A 20561-nucleotide genomic window follows, 5' to 3' on the forward strand; every position below is an offset into this window, starting at 1 on the left:
TTAATAAAGTTGCACATCCCAATTTTGTTGCGCAAAATTCTCGATTACTGGAAATTTAGCCATGCTATTATCTTACATTTCATACGGAGCCTAACCGCACTGGCGAGAGATAACTATTTGAGTAATATAAAGATAAATTATTTTGTTATCGTCATTATCGCGCTCCTCTCCGCTGCCATCATTGGCCTGAGCATCAATTGGCCCAATAAACAGCAGGAGCAGATAAACAAAATTCTGACACGGGGAGAACTTCGGGTGAGTGCCATCACTTCTCCTCTGATTTCTCTTAATGACAAAAATGAACCAACGGGATTCGACTATGAATTAGCCAAACGATTCGCTGATTATTTGGGTGTTAAACTGGTCATTAAATTTCGGGCCAACATTAACCAGCTTTTTGACGACTTAGAGAATGATAAAGCCGATTTTTTGGCCGCAGGTCTTATCTATAATAAAGAGAGGCTGGGTCAAACACGCACTGGCCCCGCTTATTCTTTAGTCCTGCAACAACTGGTTTATCGCAAGGGAACAACCCGCCCACGCTCGTTTGGTGATATAAAAGGCAAACTGGTCGTCACAGCAGGTTCAGCCCATGCCAGCGAACTAAGAACATGGAAAGAACATGCTTATCCTGATCTAATCTGGGAAGAGACGTCACAAGAGAACACTCAGCAGTTACTCGAACAAGTATCTGAAGGAAAAATCGATTATACCCTCAGCGATTCCATCATCTTAGCCCTGCAACAGCGGATTCATCCCAATTTAGCGGTTGCTTTTGATGTCAGTGAGGAACGTCCCCTGACTTGGTATTTAAAAAGCAGTCATGATGACAGTCTCTACTCAGCCATGCTTGATTTTTTCAGCATGTTGGCTGAAAACGGTATTATGTCGAGACTACAGGAAAAATATTTCAGTCATATTAGTTCGTTCGACTATTTCGATACCATCTCATTTATTCGTGCCATCAACACAATCTTGCCGGCCTATCAGCCCATTTTTGAAAAATATGCAGGTTCACTTGACTGGAAATTAGTGGCATCGATTGCATGGCAGGAATCGCATTGGGACCCACAGGCAACCTCTCCCACCGGCGTCCGTGGCCTGATGATGCTCACTCGCCCGACAGCAGAGTGGGCAGGCATCCACGATCGGCTGGACCCGGAAGAGAGCGTAAAAGGGGGGATGGAATATCTGCACTACCTGATGGATCGTTTGCCAAAAACGATTCCGGAAGATGAGCGTATCTGGTTCGCTCTCGCGGCTTATAACATGGGATATGGGCATGTCCTTGATGCCAGAAAATTAACTGCTGCACAAAAAGGTAATCCTGACAGTTGGCTGGATGTTAAAAACCGCCTGCCTCTGTTAAGCAAGAAAAAATACTATACCAATACAACGTATGGTTATGCCCGTGGCTATGAGGCTTACCGCTACGTGGAAAATATTCGGCGTTACCACTTAAGTCTGGAAGGGTATCTGCGGGCAAAAGCTAACCGTGAGAAAGCAGAAGACGTTAAAACTGAATCTGCTAAAAAAATGCCGGAGGAAAAAACTCCGGCGCAATCCGAGAAGACCGAACAGTCATAACCCGCTTTCAATCATCATAACGGCGATGGCATTTCCTGCTGTTGAGCTTTCAACTTCTTCAATGCCTTATGTTGCTCCCTGCGTTGTTTAAAAAACGCACTCAACATGGCGGAACATGCCTCCGCCAATACTCCGCCAGTAATTTCAATCTGATGATTCATGCCTGGGTGACGCAATATATCAATCAATGATCCTGCGGCTCCTGTTTTCATATCGCTGGCACCATAAACCAACCGGTGTATCCGGCTATGTACCATCGCGCCTGCACACATGACACAGGGTTCCAAAGTGACATACAGTGTCGTATTCAGCAGACGGTAATTCTGTACTTGAATGCCTCCACGCCGCAAGGCAATGATTTCGGCATGGGCGGTAGGATCATGATCGGTAATCGGATGATTAAAGCCTTCAGCAATAATTTTATTGTCTGCTACCAATACCGCCCCCACAGGGATCTCGCCTTTTTCTTGTGCCTGCATCGCCAATTCCATGGCCCGGCGCATCCAATATTCATCACTATAAATTTCGGTCACTGCATGTTCTCTTACTTATGGATCTTACTTATAAAAATTCCACTCATTATAACGAGTCATCATCAATATTGTTTATTCATCTCAATTTGTCGGCTCAAGGTGAATTTCATCAAGAAAGACTTCCAGAAACTGTTTCATGCGTTCTGTTCTTTCACTGGCCATTTTCTTACCTGATACCGTTTGAAACCCAGTCTCTATTTTCAATAATTTGGTATAGAAATGATCGACAGTATAAGCCGTATCATCATATTCACGCTGTGTTGCCAAAGGGTCATGGAAATCATACAGTGAAGAACCCATACGACCTGCGGTATAAAAGCAGCGCCCAACCCCAATCATGCCAATGGAGTCTAACCGATCCGCATCTTGCACGATTTTGGCTTCCAATGTGTTGGGAGATAATCCTGCAGAGTAACTATGGGTTTCAATCGCATGGCAAACTGCGGTAATGTCCTCCTCTTCCCATTCCAGATTTTTCAATATCAATGCCGCTTTTTCTGCCGCCATGCGCGAAGCAAGATGTCGGTTTGGGGCGTTTTTCTCGACATTGACGCAATCGTGTAATAACACAGCAGCGAACACTAACCGCAAGTTGCCGGATTCCGCTTCACAGATTTGCTTCGCATTTTTCCATACCCGATAAAGATGTGCGACATCATGCGCCCCGTCATCACCTTCTATTGCCACAGGTAAAAGTTGCTGAGATAAATTTTCAAATGGTGCAAATAACATAACCAAAACCTCTTCGTCTTGATACTTTACGGAAAACACCTTACACGGGATTAGAATGGTATTGATGATCAATACCCACTACTGGACTGTTGTCGCCATAAATGCGCGCCTACCAGCGCCTTCCAGGGAGAGAAGCCCGCCAGCCATTTTTCCGCTTGACCCGCGCTCACTTTATCGGCCTGCTTAAGCAAATATTGCAGGTTGCGCCTGACAGCAACATCACCATGCAGTGAACCATTCAGGTAACTGAATCCCCGCAGCAAGGCATAATTCACTGTCCACATACCGATTCCCTTGATGGCGAGCAAATTCTCCGTCAAAGATTTTACTTCATCTTCTCCCTCTGGGATGTTCAGCTTCAACACGCCAGAATCAATGAGCTGGCTAACCTTCAGCAACGCATTGGCTTTACCTACTGAAAAGCCACACTGGCGCAGATCCTGCTCCGAACACTGAATTACCTGCTTATCCGTCGGATGGCACAATAACCCTGAAGAGTGCGGGATGCCAATTGCCTGAATAAAACGCCGGCGAATGGAAATTGCGGCACTTAAGCTGATTTGCTGGCCGATGATGGCCCAACTTAGCGCTTCAAAAGGTGTGGCTGACTGGTAAATACGTAAACCCGTTTGTCTGGTAACCAACTCGCCAATAACCGGATGATCTTGGTATGTGGATTCAAATCCTTCAATAGGTTGCTTCAACCCTAGCATGTGTAGCGCCAGAGCTGATAGCGCTTCGTGTGAACAAAAGTTTTCCTCATCATCAATATCAAGCTGTATTTGTGCCTTATTTTTTTCAATGGCTATTGTCAGAAGAGCTGGATTTTCGTGCCACATTATGCCTTTTTTAATTTCATTCTGTTGCACGATTTCAGACACTTTCATTTCATCCCTTTGATGAAAGTCCAGAAAATCCCTGATGTGATAATTATTTGGTAATATAATCTCCATAAAACCACTTGCTTTCATTAAAAAACTCCAGAGACAGACATGATTGAGAGGACATTCTAACAGACTTTAATTTATAATAAGTTGCAATACAATAGTAACTTAATGAATCCAGTTTAAAAAACCTCATCAATTTTATATCGCTTTAATTCATTATTCAGTTCTTGAATTTGATATTTTGACGGGCTCAATACCAATAGATAAATACCCATCCCCATAAGCAGCATCATACTTAAAATAACCAAAAATAAATCTAAGGCACCACCTATCGTATTAGTGAAAATATCCGACCTTAATAAAAATACCATCAATACAACAAATGCCAATGCAAAGAAATACAAAGAAAATATCTTTTCAAACCAATAAGTAACGTAGTAAAAATGCTTAACCCTCACTTGAACAACACCAGAATTTAAAACAGCGTATGCTTTCAACCTTTTCAGGCTATCTATACATTCATCCTTCAAGCCAGCTTGTTTTAGTTTGATAAATATTTTTCTAAACCTATCAGATTTAATTTTTGTCGTATCAAACATTATCTCCGAGGCAATCGCATATTTAAGATAATCCTTATCACTTTCATCCAAGTAATTATTGTACTGAGTCAAATATTTAATATACTTTATTGCTTTTCGTTCTCTTAAAACACAGACATCTGCATAAACTTTCTTTAATACCGATAAAATAACACCGATAAAAGTACCGATAGATCCCAAAACCGTCACGATATCATTGCCATATTTTACGATGTATTCAATCATGTTATTACTCTAAATAATTTAGAACATACCTAAGTATATACCATGATAAATACACTGGTTTGCCTTCCAAAGAGTAGGACACTTCCTTACTCCCCGCACTGTGTAGGATAAGGGACTTAGGGAGCGGTGGAAAATGGCGGGCAAAGCCATTGCACTTGATGCGAGTCTTTCTTGTACTGTACACTGGGTGCGGGATTCATTTTTGATAAAAAAACATGAAGAATAAAAAGGTAACCCCCACCCCTCATGATGCTGCATTCAAAGGGTTCATGGCCCGGATTGAGAATGCCCGTGATTTTTTTGATATTCATCTACCGGAAAAAATCAAGAAACTGTGTGATTTTAACACGTTGAAGCTGACTAACTCTTCATTCATTGACAGTCAGTTACGCTCAAAAATGTCTGATGTGCTCTATTCGGTGAAAACCCAACAAGGTGACGGTTATATTTATGTGCTTGTTGAACACCAGTCTACACCGGATAAAATGATGGCATGGCGAATGATGCATTATGCTTTTATGGCGATGAATCAGCATTTGCAACAGGGAAATAAGGAATTGCCGCTGGTTGTGCCCGTTTTATTTTATCATGGCGATACAACCCCTTACCCTTTCCAGCAGATCTGGACGCACTGCTTCTCATGGCCAAAACTGGCGGAGGAAATGTATTTCAATCCGTTTCCACTGGTTGATGTGACCGTTATTGATGATAACGAGTTAGTCAATCATCGCAAAATCGCCGTGATGGAGTTGGCGATGAAACATAAGAATTTACGTGAGGGTTTTAAAGCGGTTACTACGCTATTAGCTCATGCCATCAAACATAACTATAATAGTGACAACGATATTGTTACTATTCTTAACTACCTGTTTATCACAATGGATTCACCACATTTTGAACAGGTGATCCAGCAACTGATTGAACAGGTAGATAGACATCAGGAGGTGATAATGAGTATTGCACAACGATTGCAGGAAAAAGGCCGGGAAGAGGGCATTCAGCAAGGTATGTTGCAGGGCATTCAACAAGGCATTCAACAAGGTGAGAAACAAGCATCAATTAATATTGCCCATACCCTCTTAAAAAAGGGTGTCAGTATTGAATTGATCATGGAAAGTACCGGTCTTAGCCGTGAAGAACTTCTCTCCCTGCAATAACCCCCTCCTTTCTTGTTGTTGTTCTCTTACCCATTGTTCGGGCGGGTAAGAGAATAACAAAGGGTATCAATCTACCCTTAGATAATTTTCCTTTTCATACACAGATCGACGTAACTTCCCCAAATGTTTTAATATACTTTTTGCAGCCACAACACAGGTCTTCATGTGTGAGCCAGTGCAAGGAGGTTTGCACGACTCCCAACTTCAAGGCGCTTAAATATTTATCTTTTTAGGTGTATTAAGTGCCTATGTTATGGAATATCGTTTTTTAACGTAGAATATGCTGTATAAAAACACAAGCACCCGCTAAACGTAACGAATGCGAAAGTTTTTTAACCAATTGATTTTAAGATATTATTCTCACAAGAGACTGAAATGGCACTACTAATTACCAAACGCTGTATCAATTGTGATATGTGCGAACCTGAATGCCCCAATCAGGCCATCACAATGGGTGCAGAGATCTACGAAATTGAACCTGAACGCTGTACTGAGTGTATCGGGCATTATGAAAAACCCACTTGCCAGTCTGTCTGCCCGATCACCAATACCATTATTCTTAACCCTGACCATCAGGAAAATGAAGAGCAATTGTGGGATAAATTCGTGCTCTTGCATCATGCTGATAAAATCTGAATTTAGCTTTCCAATATCACCGTCGCACAAGCATAACGCCGTTCGTCTGCCAGTGTGACATGCGTAGATCTTACATTCAGTTTATTGGCCAGTACGTTAGCCTCTCCATGAAGTTTTAATGTGGGTTTTCCTAGTGGATCATTAATCACTTCAAATTGATTAAAGGCCAAGCCATTGCGAATGCCTGTTCCCAGCGCTTTGGCTGCCGCTTCCTTGACTGCAAATCGCTTTGCGAGGAAGCGGACAGGTTGGTTATGCTGCTGATATTGTTGCCATTCCCCATCAGCCAGAATGCGTCTTGCCAGACGTTCGCCAGAACGTCCAATAATGTCTTCAATGCGGGATATTTCAACAATATCTGTGCCTAATCCAATAATGGCCATTAACGGCGTGCTTCCCTCAATAAAGTTTTCATCTCTGCAACCGCAGCAGACAAACCACTGAATACAGCGCGGCCAATAATGGCATGACCAATATTCAATTCATAAATTTCAGGTAAGGCCGCAATACGCTGTACATTATGATAAGTCAATCCGTGACCAGCATTAACTTTAATGCCTTTTCCAGCCGCATAGGTTGCCGCTTCTTTGATACGCTGGAACTCTTTTTCCTGCTGTATCTCATCTTTTGCATCTGCGTATGCACCGGTGTGAATCTCAATAAAGGGTGCGCCAACTTCAACAGCGGCATCAATTTGTTGGTGATCCGCATCGATAAACAGAGAGACAAGAATTCCCGCTTCCGATAAAATTTTAACAGCTTCAGCAATCGGTTCTTTTTGCCCATAAACATCCAATCCCCCTTCTGTTGTGACTTCCTGACGCTTTTCAGGAACCAAACAACAAAACATCGGTTTGATTTGAGTGGCAATACCTATCATTTCATCCGTTACCGCCATTTCAAGGTTCATGCGGGTTTGAATCGTTTTTTCTAATAATTGAACATCTCTATCAGTAATATGGCGGCGGTCTTCACGCAGGTGGATCGTGATACCATCAGCTCCCGCCTGCTCTGCAATAAATGCCGCCTGAACAGGGTCGGGATATTGTGTCCCACGGGCATTACGTAGGGTTGCAATGTGATCGATGTTGATACCTAATAATACCTCAGCCATTTTTAGCTCCTGCAATAATATAAGATTCATTAAAGTCTACGCTTTCATCATAAGACCGTAACTGACTTTAATTTTCATTTTTCTTGTTGGGATTATCATTTTTTTTACGTACAAATCGGCGAAACAGTTCACGACTTTTTAGCGGCTTCCCCCCCAAATAAGGCTTCAAAGCAATGCGAGTGAAACGCTTCGCTGCTTTCAAAGTCGCAGGATCAGGGAATTCACCCACTGCCAACGCCTTTAGTTCATAGCCGGTAAAGCTATAGTGATCGATAACCAAACTGGCAATAAACCCTTTTTCTTCACGATAACGATAAGTCATCGCATCTGATACAGGCTCACCACTGCCTGCACAGTGAAGATAATCTACACCGTATCCCATATTGGTTAATAACGCTAATTCAAAACGGCGCAAGGCGTATTCCGGCGTGTATTCACTCGCCGCAAGCACTTGTAGGCATTGGAGATAATCGAAAAAAAGGGCGGGATATGCCGTTCCTTGCTCAACCACTCGGGATAAGAGTTCATTGACGTACAAACCGCTGTAAAGCACACTCCCCGTTAAGGGAAGAGCCAATGAGATAGGTTCGGCATCTCTTAATGTCTTGATTTCCCCCCGCCCACTCCAACGAATGAGCAGCGGGGTGAAGGGTTGCAAGCAACCTTTTAGATGAGAGCGACGGCTGCGGGCGCCTTTCGCTAAAACACGTACCCGCCCTTCATTTTCAGTAAAAAAATCCAGTAATAAACTGGTTTCACTGTAAGGGCGTCCATGAAGCACGAAAGCTCTCTGCCAGCCGTCCACAAATCAGCCTTATAAGTCGTCGATGTAACCGAGGCTACGCAGCGCTCGTTCATCATCAGCCCAACCTGCTTTCACTTTTACCCACAGTTCCAGGTGGACTTTAACATCAAACAGTTTTTCCATATCTTGACGGGCTTCTATACCAATCGTCTTGATTTTACTGCCTTTATTACCAATAACCATTTTTTTCTGGCCATCGCGTTCTACCAGAATCAAACCGTGGATGTTATAACCGCCACGCTCATTGGCAACAAATTGTTCAATTTCTACGGTCACGGAATACGGCAGTTCATCACCCAAAAAACGCATCAGTTTTTCACGGATAATTTCTGAGGCCATGAAGCGCTGTGAACGATCGGTGATGTAATCCTCAGGGAAATGATGCTCTGCCTGTGGCATATGATCGCGCACAATCTTGACAACCGTAGCCACATTCATGCCTTTTTCTGCGCTGATCGGCACCACGTCAATGAAATTCATCTGTTGGCTCAGAAAACCGATATGTGGCAGGAGAATGGTTTTGTCTGTCACATTGTCCACTTTATTGATAGCAAGTAAGACAGGGCAACGTAAGTGACGCAACTTATTCACCACCATTTCATCATCGGCTGTCCAGTGCGTGCCTTCTACAACAAAAATAACCAGTTCTACATCACCAATAGAGCTGCTTGCCGCACGGTTCATCAAACGGTTGATCGCACGTTTTTCTTCAATATGAAGACCCGGTGTATCAACATAGATGGTTTGATAGACACCTTCCGTATGAATGCCCATGATGCGATGGCGCGTCGTTTGGGGCTTACGGGAGGTGATGGATACCTTTTGACCCAATAGCTGATTCAATAAAGTCGATTTACCGACGTTGGGTCGTCCGACTATTGCAACAAATCCGCAATAGTTTTTTTCTTCGCTCATTCAAGCTCCAGTTGTTGTAATGCTTGTTCCGCAGCCGCCTGTTCTGCCTTGCGACGACTGGAACCTACTCCTCTGACAGGTTGTTCAAATCCACTGACCTGACAGTGAATTGTAAATTCCTGATCGTGTGCTTCCCCACGAACTTGAACAACCAGATATGTAGGCAACGGCAAATGACGCCCTTGCAAATATTCCTGTAAACGTGTTTTGGGATCTTTTTGCTTGTCGCCCGGGCTAATTTCATTCAAGCGAGTTTCATACCAGCTCAGGATAATTTTTTCAATTGTCTGAATATCACTATCGAGAAAAATAGCACCAATTAAGGCTTCAACGCTATCCGCTAAAATGGACTCGCGACGGTGTCCCCCGCTTTTTAACTCTCCCGGCCCCAAACGCAGGCATTCACCTAACTCAAATTCTCTCGCCAATTCTGCCAACGTATTACCACGCACCAATGTTGCCCGCATACGGCTCATGTCCCCTTCATCAACACGGGGGAAACGATGGTAAAGCGCATTGGCAATGACAAAACTTAGGATGGAGTCGCCAAGAAATTCCAGACGCTCATTATGCTTACTGCTGGCACTGCGGTGAGTCAAAGCCTGAAGCAATAGGTCGTGCTGTGTAAAGGTATATCCTAGCTTACGTTGTAACCGATTCGTTATTATGGAGTTCATGTGCTACCAATTCAGTTAGAATTCATCAAATAAAAGCACACGCAACAGACCTGTGAAGCTACATCCCTTATACCTTTCGTCTTTCAAGTTGCCGCTTTGTTGGCGGCATCTTGAAATCTATTGGGTATAATACGACATATAGCCTGACAAAACTGTTGCGTTTGCACTAGCTCCTTAAAATGTCCGTCATCATAAGGAGCCAGTTATCTCGTTTGAAAGAATATTCTACACTGTGAGATAAATTAATGCTGCGCTAATATATAAATATTAGTGAATTCCACCAATTCGATTCAAACGTACACCCGTAGGCCACTCACCTTCTTGCTTTTCAAAGCTCATCCAGATGGCGGTTGCACGGCCTACCAAGTTTTTCTCCGGTACGAATCCCCATTCCCGGCTATCTGCACTATTGTCACGATTATCACCCATCGCGAAATATTGACCTTCAGGGACAACCCAAATACCCAGTGGTAAACCTGCCTGACGATAATGTGGCATAGAGTGAGCCTGAGAAATGGTCAAAATATGGTGTGACACATCCCCTAAACTCTCAACTCTTTCCTCTTGGCGGAGCGTATACGGCTCTAATACTTCTTCAAGAGGAACTTGATGAACACCGTTGATGCGAATGCCTTCAGGTGTGACATCTTCTTTGATAGTCCATTCACTTGGAAATGCATCCCGATAAGTGACAGGTAAGTCTCCCTTACATTCAGTGTTCCAGCCACAGCCGGGGAAAACCTGAAGTTCTTTCTTGACGTAATCGTAGACAATCCTGTCCCCCGGTAAGCCAATGATCCGCTTGACAAAATCCATGCTTGGATTAACCGGGTATTTGAAAACGGCTATATCTCCGCGCTTAGGCTCACCGGTTTTAATTAACGTTGTTTGGGTTATCGGATCTTTCAGACCATAGGCAAATTTTTCCACCAGAATGAAATCACCGATCAACAATGTTGGCATCATTGAACCAGAGGGGATCTGAAAAGGTTCATAGACAAAAGAGCGCAGAACCAAAACAATGGCTAACACCGGAAAGACAGATGCAATTGTATCAACCCATGAAGGTTTATTGATTTCTTTAGCCAAAGCGTTCTGAGCTTCTGCGCCTGTCGCCTGTTCCTGAATATGAGCAAATTTTTTCTTGCGTTCAGGAGCGAATTTAAACCGATCTATACACCAAAAAATACCGGTGATTAACGTTGCTAACGTTAAGATCAGGGCAAAAGTGTTAGCCATTTAAACTCCTTACAACCTTGTTAGTTATCTTTTCCGACATGCAGAATCGCTAAGAAGGCTTCCTGTGGCAGCTCAACATTCCCGACCTGCTTCATGCGTTTCTTACCTTCTTTCTGCTTCTGCAATAGTTTTTTCTTACGACTGACATCACCACCATAACATTTCGCCAGTACGTTTTTACGTAACTGTTTAATGGTGGAACGCGCAATAATGTGAGCCCCGATAGCAGCCTGAATTGCAATGTCAAATTGCTGGCGTGGAATTAATTCCTTCATTTTTTCCACTAACTCACGTCCACGGTATTGCGAGTTGTCACGATGAGTAATCAATGCCAGCGCATCAACACGCTCACCGTTAATCAGAACATCCACACGTACCATGTCTGAACTCTGGAAACGGACAAAGTTATAATCCAGAGACGCATAACCACGAGAGGTTGATTTCAAACGGTCAAAGAAATCCAGAACAACTTCAGCCATTGGGATTTCGTAAGTCAGTGCAACCTGATTACCGTGATAAACCATATTAGTCTGTACACCACGTTTTTCTATACAGAGTGTAATGACGTTGCCAAGGTATTCTTTCGGCAACAACATGTGACATTCTGCAATCGGTTCACGCAGTTCCTTAATATTATTTAAGGCCGGCAACTTCGATGGACTATCAACGTAAATAATATCATTACTATTTGTCTCAACTTCATAAACAACTGTTGGGGCAGTAGTAATTAAATCGAGATCATATTCACGTTCCAAACGTTCCTGAATGATTTCCATATGCAGTAAACCAAGGAAACCACAACGGAAACCGAAGCCCAATGCCGTGGAACTTTCTGGTTCATAGAATAATGAAGCATCATTTAAGCTCAATTTACCCAACGCATCGCGAAATGCTTCATAGTCATCTGAGCTTATTGGGAACAGACCTGCATAAACTTGCGGCTTGACCTTTTTAAAACCAGGAAGGGCTTTTTCCGCAGGTTGACGTGCCGTCGTCAGAGTATCACCCACGGGTGCTCCCAAAATATCTTTGATAGCACAAACCAACCAGCCGACTTCACCACAATTCAGCACATCACGATCGATACGTTTCGGCGTAAAAATCCCCAGACGATCAGCGTTATAGACCTGCCCGGTACTCATTACCTTGATTTTATCACCCTTACGCAATGTCCCGTTTTTAATACGGACGAGTGAAACAACGCCAAGGTAATTGTCAAACCATGAATCAATAATCAGCGCCTGTAATGGCGCATCAGAATCGCCTTCCGGTGCCGGGATCTCTTGCACCAGACGTTCAATAACATCCTGTACTCCAACCCCCGTTTTTGCAGAACAACGAACCGCGTCTGCTGCATCAATGCCAACAATGTCTTCAATTTCTTCTGCGACACGTTCTGGCTCGGCTGCCGGGAGGTCAATCTTGTTCAGAACTGGAACCACTTCCAGATCCATGTCAAGCGCGGTATAGCAGTTCGCCAATGTCTGGGCTTCTACGCCCTGACCCGCATCCACAACCAACAAAGCACCTTCACAAGCAGCCAGGGAACGGGAAACTTCATAAGAGAAGTCAACATGCCCCGGCGTATCGATAAAGTTTAATTGGTAGACTTGCCCGTCATTTGCCTGATAATCCAGGGTGACACTTTGCGCCTTGATAGTGATGCCACGTTCACGTTCAAGATCCATTGAATCCAGTACTTGTGCTGCCATTTCACGATCTGACAGCCCCCCACAGATTTGAATAATCCGGTCTGATAGCGTGGACTTACCGTGGTCAATGTGGGCGATAATGGAGAAATTTCGTATTTGCTTCATTATTAAATCTTTTTTGCCTTAATATTTCTGAATCATTCGCCTATGGACACACTGATGGACATAAAGCGACAGTTTATTGGTTCGGCCACTGGCCTGAGGTGGCGTATTCTACATGCCAAACCTGCGAAAACCTAGTCATGCCTGATATTTCCAGTATGACCCTGTGATTTTCAGTATGATAAAAAGTTGAAGCCCGTAGGGTAAATCAGATTATTCCTGCTGTAGAACCTTAATCGCATCAGGAGGTAGACCAATTTGTAATACGACAGGCTGGTATGCTTGCAGGTGATCCCAATACGCAGCAATCCTGCGGGCGATGAAAAAACCGGCCAATCCACCGCCAATTCCCCCTAAACATATCCATAATTGGTCAGCCGTCCAAGATTGAAAAAAAACAGCGCCCAAAAACAACCCCAATAATGGCGTCAGATAGACTAACATGGCTGAACGCAGCAGACTGCTTTCAGCAATGCCCACTTCAACTTTCTGCCCCGGTTGAAGTGGCTGGGAAATTTCCAATTCCAACTGATGGAGATTTTCTGGCCCCATTTTTTCCAATAGATAAGAACCGCAGCCGGTTTTGGCCTGACAACTGCCACAACCAGAAGATGAACCGTAACTCAACAGTGCGCGGCCTTTTTGCCAACGGACAACCGTCGCCCATTCTTTAACCATCAGTTTTCCCCTGTGAATGTCACGCTTGCCGCAACCCGCTCGGCAGTTGCAAAAGGCAACTCGCCAATGACGGTAATGCTATTTTTACCTCTGGCCAAAGTATAAACCGTTCTCCTGCCTTGTCGAAAGGGTTGTTCATTGACAGACTTTTTGTTTGCATTCACTACATTGACAGAAAAATTAAACAGTCCGTCACTATACATGATGGATTCAAACCATTCCGTTTCTGACAGTTTACGGCTGGTACGGGAAATTTCATTGAAGCCTTCAGGCATTTTTCCAACCCGCCAATTAAACGTCTGTTTTTCGGAAGGAGGAACAAGCAACATCGGCGGTAACTTCAAACCAATAATGGCATTCAGCTCTTTCTTAATGTAGCCATTCACGGTTAATGACACGACACGGAATTGCTCAATGACGGTGACATTATCCTTATCCAACAAATCAACCAGGAGAGGAAGATAACTTTTCTCATCAATCAGAAGGTTATAACTATAGCGGGACTCGTCTTTCGATATGATGCGAACAAATCTCACTGGATGATCACCCACGTGCGTACTGCCGGCATCAACCAGACGATAAAACTTTTGTAACTGTTCAAAATTGGCAAAGATGATCGGCGGAAGATAATCGACGATATGATTGCCATGCAAGCTGAATGAATCCAGCCCCGGCTCGTAGTAACTGATCTGATCACCACGTTGGATAATTTCCCGGCGTGAACCATCCATTTGTATGATTTGAGCAATGGGTTGGCCATCAATAATGGCATGACGATAGCGCAACGGAACAAGAAATTGCTGCCCTATATTGATGAAGCCCAGTTCATAATCCCGCGTTTGTACGGCATTATTCATATCCTGCAACAAAGCCTCGGCGCTGCTTTGCTGCGCCGAGGCTTTTAAAGGATTCAACAGGCTGGTCGCCAATAAAAAAATGAAAAACCAAATGCGTTTCATTACGGTTATTGTGATTGTTGTTGTGCTTGCGATGCTGGCACTCCAAGAGGTTGATTAATTTGAGTAACACCATAATTCTTCTCAGAATGAATACGTCGGGAAAGTTCATATTGCTGCAACATCGCATCAATTCGTTTATTACTTTCCCTCACTTGCATACTCAAATCACCGCCAAAAGTTTCATCATCAACCGAAGTCGCCAAGCCAACGGGTGAAGCCGCTCCCATCACAGGCAATGTGTTGAAGACCGGGGTATCAGATTGAATATCCGCTTCAGCACCACTACCGCTATTATATTGCTGGACACCAATAATCACGGCCAAAGATACACAGGCAGCAACGCTAACTTGTGTAATTTGACTCGCCCATGGACGAATTTTGCTCCAGAATGGCATTCTGACCCATGTTTCAGGCTCTGGCTGCGATTCCAGGACAACCGCCGGATTAGGATTAATCGGGATAGGCTCTTTCTCAAGCGCCAGCGCTACTTGACTCGCGATATCCAGATGTAACACATTTCCCACATCACCACGCAGCACATCACGGACAAGATGATACCTTTCCCACTGTTTCTGCATAACTGCATCTTCAGAGACCAAATGAATTACTTCACTATCAAGAGCTTCTCCATCCATTAAAGCGGAAAGTTTCTCTCTTTGCATGCCAAAGTACCTTTAAGAATTGTTTTGTCCCACTACTGTTGGATAAGTGGTTGAACTTTATTATCAATGGCTTCCCTAGCCCGGAAAATTCGCGAACGCACAGTACCTACGGGGCATTCCATGATGTCGGCTATCTCTTCATAGCTCAACCCATCCAACTCCCTTAACGTAATCGCTACCCGTAAATCTTCCGGAAGCGATTCAATCGTGCGGAAAACCACTTCCTTTAATTCTTCAGACAACATTAAGTTCTCAGGGTTCGAAATTTCTTTCAATGAACTTGAGGTATCATAATTTTCTGCATCGTTAGCATCCAAATCATTGGATGGCGGCCGACGCCCCTGAGCAACCAAATAATTTTTAGCTGTGTTAACAGCTATACGGTACAACCATGTGTAAAATGCACTATCACCGCGGAAAGAAGAAAGCGCACGATAAGTCTTGATAAAAACCTCTTGAGCCACATCAGGAACGTCGCTTTGAGGTACGTAACGAGCAATCAGGCTCGCTACTTTGTGCTGATATCTCATCACCAGCAAATTAAATGCTTTTTGGTCACCTTTCTGGACCCGTTCAATCAGCATTTGATCCGTTAACTGCTCGCTCATCCGAGGTTCACTCTCCTGAGGTAAAACTCCACATTTATACTTACTTAAACCTATATGATGTCCTGCTTTCCCGAACAAGCATGACTTTGAGTATTTATTGATTGTGAAGTTCAACTTTGGCTGTAATTTTATATTACAACCACCTGTTATTTCGTATTCTATTTCTTATATATCATTGATATTTAAATTTTATTTATATCATTCGCTTATCGTGTGTCGTGTTCAGAAACCCAATTGAGCCTCTTAAATGTATTCCTTAAGAACAGGCTTAAAAACATGCCGCAAGAACATCAAGAACATATAGTACAAATCATAGTCCCTATTTCACGGATACGTGATTTTTATGTAAGAGATGAAAATTTTACCCTAACCCGTCTCATCACCCCAATTGCGCCCACATTATCAATAATAAATATAAAAATCTGTTATTAGCCGGCGAAATTCATCTGAGTACGCACCATCCAAGGTACGAATCGTTAACTTCCTCACCTCACTCGACTGTTCGTGCAAAGATAACCCCAGTAACAGGCGATGCAACGGCTTATCCTGTCTGTCGCGGATATTGACCCGAAAATGAGTAAACCATCCCGAATCTGATGCCATCTTTTCAAATTGCTCACCAATGTCATAAGGCAACACCACGCAAAATAACCCCGTCGGTGAAATCAATACCCGTACACATTCCAATAATCCCTGATGGGTCAATGATTCCGTATAGCGAGCCTGATTGCGGGCTTCATTCCTGCATGCAATAGCAGGTTCAAAGTATGGCGGATTGCTGACAATTAAATCATATTGGGTATTACTTTTCCGTAAACCACTTTTTTCCTGTGAATCACGTTTTCCCTGTGAACCACTTTCTTGCCGCAAATCACCTTGCTGTAACCCATTTTGTTCCACATGCTGCCGCACAAAGTCATGGATATCCTGCTGATGCACCGTAATTCGGGAAGACCACGGTGATTGACGTACATTATCAGCCGCCTGCATTGCTGCAAAAGCATCCAGCTCCACGGCATCAATCCGTGTCTCTTCTCCTGCCCGTTGAGCCAACATCAATGCAATCAAGCCACTGCCACATCCAATATCCAGACACCTTTTCTTGTTATATACTGGCGCCCAGGCTCCCAACAGCACACCATCCGTCCCGACTTTCATCGCACATTGATCATGCCCAACAAAAAATTGTTTAAATGTAAAACCACCGCGGCGAAAAACGGGTTTATCTATCAATGCCATGAGTCATATCTGCTGAAATCAAAATTCGCCATAGCATAAATCTTATGGCTCGCAGATAAAAGCAACCTGCTCATAGGATATTTTATAGGGTGAAGAATGTGCCTAACCTGTTTATAATCGGCGGCCCAAACTGAGGTATATAATGACTGCGACAAATTTTTCTGAATTCGAACTTGATGAATCCCTGCTTGATGCACTAAACGATAAAGGCTATGAACGCCCGACGGCAATTCAAGCGGCAGCCATTCCTGCTGCCATGGATGGGCGTGATGTACTTGGCTCAGCACCAACCGGTACGGGTAAAACCGCCGCCTACCTGTTGCCTGTATTACAGCATTTACTGGATTTTCCCCGCAAAAAATCAGGGCCACCGCGTATCCTGATTTTGACTCCAACCCGCGAACTGGCAATGCAGGTTGCAGAACAAGCAAAAGAATTGGCAGCCCACACACATTTAGATATCGCCACAATCACGGGTGGTGTTGCCTATATGAATCACGCAGAAGTATTCAGTGAGAATCAGGATATTGTTGTTGCAACGACAGGGCGTCTGCTGCAATACATCAAAGAAGAAAATTTCGACTGCCGTGCAGTGGAGACTTTAATTCTTGATGAAGCTGATCGCATGCTGGATATGGGATTTGCCAATGACGTCGAAACCATTGCAGGTGAAACGCGCTGGCGTAAACAAACCCTATTATTTTCCGCGACACTGGAAGGTGAATCCATTCGTGATTTCGCCGAGCGCCTGTTAACCGATCCTGTTGAGATTGATGCAGAACCTTCCCGCCGCGAACGCAAAAAAATTCAGCAATTTTATTATCGTGCGGATACGTTAGAACATAAAACCGCCTTGCTGTGCAACCTTCTCCAGCAGCCTGATGTTACAAAATCCATTGTTTTCGTGCGCAAACGTGAACGTGTACGCGAACTGGTTGATTGGCTGAGTCAGTCCGGGATTCAAGCCGGTTTCCTTGAAGGCGAGATGGTACAAGCCAAGCGCACTGATGCCATAAAACGGCTGAATGAGGGGAAAGTCAAGGTTCTGGTCGCAACAGACGTCGCTTCCCGCGGTCTGGATATCGACAACATCAGCCATGTCTTTAACTTCGATTTACCCCGTACTGCGGATGTTTACCTGCATCGGATTGGCCGTACAGCCCGCGCTGGCCGTAAAGGAACCGCCATTGCTCTGGTTGAATCCCACGATCATCCTCTGCTGGGTAAAATTAGCCGTTACCTCCAAGAGCCACTGAAAATACGGGTTGTTGACGAACTTCGTCCACAAACCAAAGCGCCAAGTGAGAATAAGAGCTACAAACCTTCCAAAAAAGTGTTGGAAAAACGCAAAGAGAAGAAAAAATCAGAAGGGACGAAGACAAAACGGGTGAAAGTCCGTCATCGTGACAGCAAAAACATCGGTAAACGTCGCACTCCTTCCAGCAATCCAAAACCAGAAGTCATTGAATCTGGCAAAGATTAATTATCCAAAGCCAGGCGAGGTCATTAAATATCAGATGACTTCGCCTCTTTACCTATATCATTCAAACATTAGATCACTTAATGTTATGTACTTCTTTGTGACACAATTTGCTGATAAGTTTCCTCAAATTGCTCTCTGATGGCAGGATCATCCATGACCATCGCCAATGTTTGCAAAGAAGGCATATTCAACGACAGCATCCCTTCATCTGTACTATCCATGGTTGACGCTAACATGGCATCATCATTATTCAACCAAGGCTCATGCACTGTCATTAATTCCAACACCGCTTCCAAAAAGTGAGCTTTAAAGGTATGCAATCCATATCGATAAGGAAAAATAGCCCCTCCCGCATTTTTCAATTCATATTCAAGATCTATTTGGTGTCCCATCGGTTGAGGCACGGGCAATGCTTTCTGCAAATCACCCAACCAGTCGTATTGGACGGAATAATGACGAATCAAACCATTGTCAGCCATTTCTCGGGCAACTTCAGGCGATACCCCCATACGTTCCAATGTGGGATCTGAAACGCCAACGGAATTATAAATAACCGCCGGTTTTCCGGTCGCCAATGCCGCCACAGTTGCCAGCCCACCCCCCAATGAATGCCCCGTGAAAATAATATTTTCGCCAAATACCTTTAAGGTCTTATTGGCTAATTCCAAAGCCTGATTATACTGTTTTTCATTGTAGCCAAGCCCCTGACGAAGGCTTACCATAAAATCCTGCAATTCATTCGAGCCAGTGAAAGAAACAATATATAACCCTTTATGTTTATATACCCCCGCCTGAAATCCGGTTGAATAATCGTTCAACGTGTCAGGATCAATGCCTGCCTTTGATAGATCACCATCAGACAGGCGTTCAAAACCGGGAAGCCCTAAACTGTTCTCGCGGTAAACATCACGCGTGACTAATGTTAACTCATAGTCAATCCGCTTAGACTGCTTTCCTGCAATATCATTAGCGGCCAATTCGGGTGAAGCCACCGCACTGGCATTGAGATCATTAATCAATGATTGGTAAAGTGTATTAGCCTGCTTGGTATTCTCTGAAAGTGAGATGGATGGAGAAGAAAGGCGATCAGCTTTATCGGGTAGTGATTCGGCTGGAGAATCAGGTTGAAGTTGCAGGGAATTACCTTGTAAGGAATATATCCCTAGTTCACTGAAAAAACTGGCATTTACTGATAAAGTCATAAAATTCTCCTACAGATTATTCAGATTAGGAGTGATTAACTCCCCTGAATTCTCTATCGGCAGAATAATTAACATCTTTACAACAAATTTAATCACTGATTAACATTTTTAATGCAACAAAAGAATAAAAAAATATTAATTATTCCAATATGGAATAAAAACAATCAAGTGTCATAATTTGGCTTTTCCAATAATGACTACATTAAGTTCTGGTGAATTAATTTTAACAATAAGAGAAGAATTGCTCAGATAATTGTTCAGGACATCAGATTAATTAGGCAGCCTTTAGCTGCCTGGCGAGATTTATACAAAAAATCACAGACTTTCTGTAAAAGTACGCGCGATAACATCACGTTGCTGCTCTGGCGTCAGTGAATTAAAACGTACGGCATAACCCGACACACGAATGGTGAGCTGAGGATATTTTTCAGGGTGCTTCACTGCATCTTCCAGCGTTTCACGGCGCAGGACATTAACATTGAGATGCTGCCCCCCTTCTACACGCACAGTGGGTTTGACTTCCAACGGAATTTCCCGATATTCAAATTGCCCCAATTCATTTTTGGCAACAATCTGACCTTCATCGTATTCCGCTTTAGCGCAGATACAACGTACTTCATTTTTTTCATCATCCAACAGCCAAAAAGAATTCATCAATGCAGCGTTGTCAGATTGGGTAATCTGAATCCCAGTAATCATTTATACCTCCAACTTCATCATCATCATCATCATCATCTTGGTTATTTAGTCAAACCATGACTTAATCAACCCTTGTTCATCATTTCCTGTATACCAATACACATGAGAAGA

General features: G+C 43.6%; 22 protein-coding genes. 4 read left to right on the plus strand and 18 right to left on the minus strand.

Annotation, left to right across the window (positions count from 1 at the left end; all coding sequences use genetic code 11):
- Window positions 1–117 precede the first annotated feature (117 nt).
- On the plus strand, window positions 118–1587 hold the full coding sequence (gene mltF, locus Xbed_RS12080) for a membrane-bound lytic murein transglycosylase MltF (protein ID WP_086113173.1): 1470 nt from the start codon (window positions 118–120) through the stop codon (window positions 1585–1587).
- Window positions 1588–1601: 14 nt separating this feature from the next.
- On the opposite strand, the gene tadA is transcribed toward mltF, so the two are convergent.
- From tadA to Xbed_RS12100, 4 genes are all read right to left on the minus strand, one after another.
- Window positions 1602–2120, minus strand: coding sequence for a tRNA adenosine(34) deaminase TadA (gene tadA, locus Xbed_RS12085; protein ID WP_086113174.1), 519 nt, complete (start codon window positions 2118–2120; stop codon window positions 1602–1604).
- Window positions 2121–2201: 81 nt separating this feature from the next.
- The gene (locus Xbed_RS12090; protein ID WP_086113175.1) at window positions 2202–2852 is read right to left on the minus strand and encodes an HD domain-containing protein; all 651 of its coding nucleotides are present in this window, start codon (window positions 2850–2852) and stop codon (window positions 2202–2204) included.
- A 68-nt stretch (window positions 2853–2920) separates the two neighbouring features.
- Window positions 2921–3739, minus strand: a complete 819-nt coding sequence (locus Xbed_RS12095; RefSeq protein WP_339373806.1) for a DNA-3-methyladenine glycosylase family protein — start codon at window positions 3737–3739, stop codon at window positions 2921–2923.
- A 179-nt stretch (window positions 3740–3918) separates the two neighbouring features.
- The gene (locus Xbed_RS12100; protein WP_086113177.1) at window positions 3919–4563 is read right to left on the minus strand and encodes a hypothetical protein; all 645 of its coding nucleotides are present in this window, start codon (window positions 4561–4563) and stop codon (window positions 3919–3921) included.
- A 215-nt stretch (window positions 4564–4778) separates the two neighbouring features.
- On the opposite strand from Xbed_RS12100, the gene Xbed_RS12105 reads away from it, so the two are divergent.
- Window positions 4779–5720 carry an Rpn family recombination-promoting nuclease/putative transposase gene (locus Xbed_RS12105; RefSeq protein WP_086113178.1) on the plus strand — a complete coding sequence of 314 codons (942 nt, stop codon included), beginning with the start codon at window positions 4779–4781 and terminating at the stop codon, window positions 5718–5720.
- 375 nt (window positions 5721–6095) lie between these two features.
- Window positions 6096–6356: a YfhL family 4Fe-4S dicluster ferredoxin gene (locus tag Xbed_RS12110; protein ID WP_086113179.1), complete on the plus strand. Its 261-nt coding sequence runs from the start codon at window positions 6096–6098 to the stop codon at window positions 6354–6356.
- A gap of 2 nt (window positions 6357–6358) precedes the next feature.
- Here the strand turns inward: Xbed_RS12110 and acpS are convergent, their stop codons facing one another.
- From acpS to Xbed_RS12170, 12 genes are all read right to left on the minus strand, one after another.
- The gene (acpS, locus tag Xbed_RS12115; protein ID WP_086113180.1) at window positions 6359–6739 is read right to left on the minus strand and encodes a holo-ACP synthase; all 381 of its coding nucleotides are present in this window, start codon (window positions 6737–6739) and stop codon (window positions 6359–6361) included.
- Entirely contained in the window at window positions 6739–7470 is a 732-nt protein-coding gene (pdxJ, locus tag Xbed_RS12120) for a pyridoxine 5'-phosphate synthase (protein ID WP_086113181.1), read from the minus strand. Before pdxJ ends, acpS begins: the two co-directional genes overlap by 1 nt.
- Before the next feature lie 67 nt (window positions 7471–7537).
- Window positions 7538–8275, minus strand: coding sequence for a DNA repair protein RecO (gene recO, locus Xbed_RS12125; RefSeq protein ID WP_086113182.1), 738 nt, complete (start codon window positions 8273–8275; stop codon window positions 7538–7540).
- A 9-nt stretch (window positions 8276–8284) separates the two neighbouring features.
- Window positions 8285–9190, minus strand: coding sequence for a GTPase Era (gene era / locus Xbed_RS12130; protein WP_086113183.1), 906 nt, complete (start codon window positions 9188–9190; stop codon window positions 8285–8287).
- Window positions 9187–9867: a ribonuclease III gene (gene rnc / locus Xbed_RS12135; protein WP_086113184.1), complete on the minus strand. Its 681-nt coding sequence runs from the start codon at window positions 9865–9867 to the stop codon at window positions 9187–9189. The genes era and rnc overlap by 4 nt, the downstream gene beginning before the upstream one ends.
- A 267-nt stretch (window positions 9868–10134) precedes the next feature.
- Window positions 10135–11106, minus strand: coding sequence for a signal peptidase I (gene lepB, locus Xbed_RS12140; RefSeq protein WP_086113185.1), 972 nt, complete (start codon window positions 11104–11106; stop codon window positions 10135–10137).
- Window positions 11107–11126: 20 nt separating this feature from the next.
- A complete protein-coding gene (lepA, locus tag Xbed_RS12145) occupies window positions 11127–12923 on the minus strand; it encodes a translation elongation factor 4 (protein WP_086113186.1) in 1797 nt (598 codons plus the stop codon).
- 210 nt (window positions 12924–13133) lie between these two features.
- Entirely contained in the window at window positions 13134–13598 is a 465-nt protein-coding gene (gene rseC / locus Xbed_RS12150; protein ID WP_086113187.1) for a SoxR-reducing system protein RseC, read from the minus strand.
- Window positions 13598–14557: a sigma-E factor regulatory protein RseB gene (gene rseB, locus Xbed_RS12155; protein WP_086113188.1), complete on the minus strand. Its 960-nt coding sequence runs from the start codon at window positions 14555–14557 to the stop codon at window positions 13598–13600. The genes rseC and rseB overlap by 1 nt, the downstream gene beginning before the upstream one ends.
- Before the next feature lie 5 nt (window positions 14558–14562).
- Window positions 14563–15219 carry an anti-sigma-E factor RseA gene (rseA, locus tag Xbed_RS12160; protein ID WP_086113189.1) on the minus strand — a complete coding sequence of 219 codons (657 nt, stop codon included), beginning with the start codon at window positions 15217–15219 and terminating at the stop codon, window positions 14563–14565.
- 32 nt (window positions 15220–15251) lie between these two features.
- Entirely contained in the window at window positions 15252–15827 is a 576-nt protein-coding gene (gene rpoE / locus Xbed_RS12165) for an RNA polymerase sigma factor RpoE (RefSeq protein ID WP_047768512.1), read from the minus strand.
- 402 nt (window positions 15828–16229) lie between these two features.
- Entirely contained in the window at window positions 16230–17066 is an 837-nt protein-coding gene (locus Xbed_RS12170; protein ID WP_086113190.1) for a tRNA1(Val) (adenine(37)-N6)-methyltransferase, read from the minus strand.
- Window positions 17067–17208: 142 nt separating this feature from the next.
- Here Xbed_RS12170 and srmB point away from each other — a divergent pair, with 142 nt between their 5' ends.
- Entirely contained in the window at window positions 17209–18549 is a 1341-nt protein-coding gene (srmB, locus tag Xbed_RS12175; protein ID WP_086113191.1) for an ATP-dependent RNA helicase SrmB, read from the plus strand.
- Window positions 18550–18632: 83 nt separating this feature from the next.
- Here the strand turns inward: srmB and Xbed_RS12180 are convergent, their stop codons facing one another.
- A complete protein-coding gene (locus tag Xbed_RS12180; RefSeq protein ID WP_086113192.1) occupies window positions 18633–19751 on the minus strand; it encodes a Tle-like phospholipase domain-containing protein in 1119 nt (372 codons plus the stop codon).
- Window positions 19752–20066: 315 nt separating this feature from the next.
- On the minus strand, window positions 20067–20450 hold the full coding sequence (gene grcA / locus Xbed_RS12185) for an autonomous glycyl radical cofactor GrcA (protein WP_086113193.1): 384 nt from the start codon (window positions 20448–20450) through the stop codon (window positions 20067–20069).
- Between the last annotated feature and the right edge of the window lie 111 nt (window positions 20451–20561).

This window comes from Xenorhabdus beddingii, from assembly GCF_002127545.1.
Taxonomy (GTDB): domain Bacteria; phylum Pseudomonadota; class Gammaproteobacteria; order Enterobacterales; family Enterobacteriaceae; genus Xenorhabdus; species Xenorhabdus beddingii.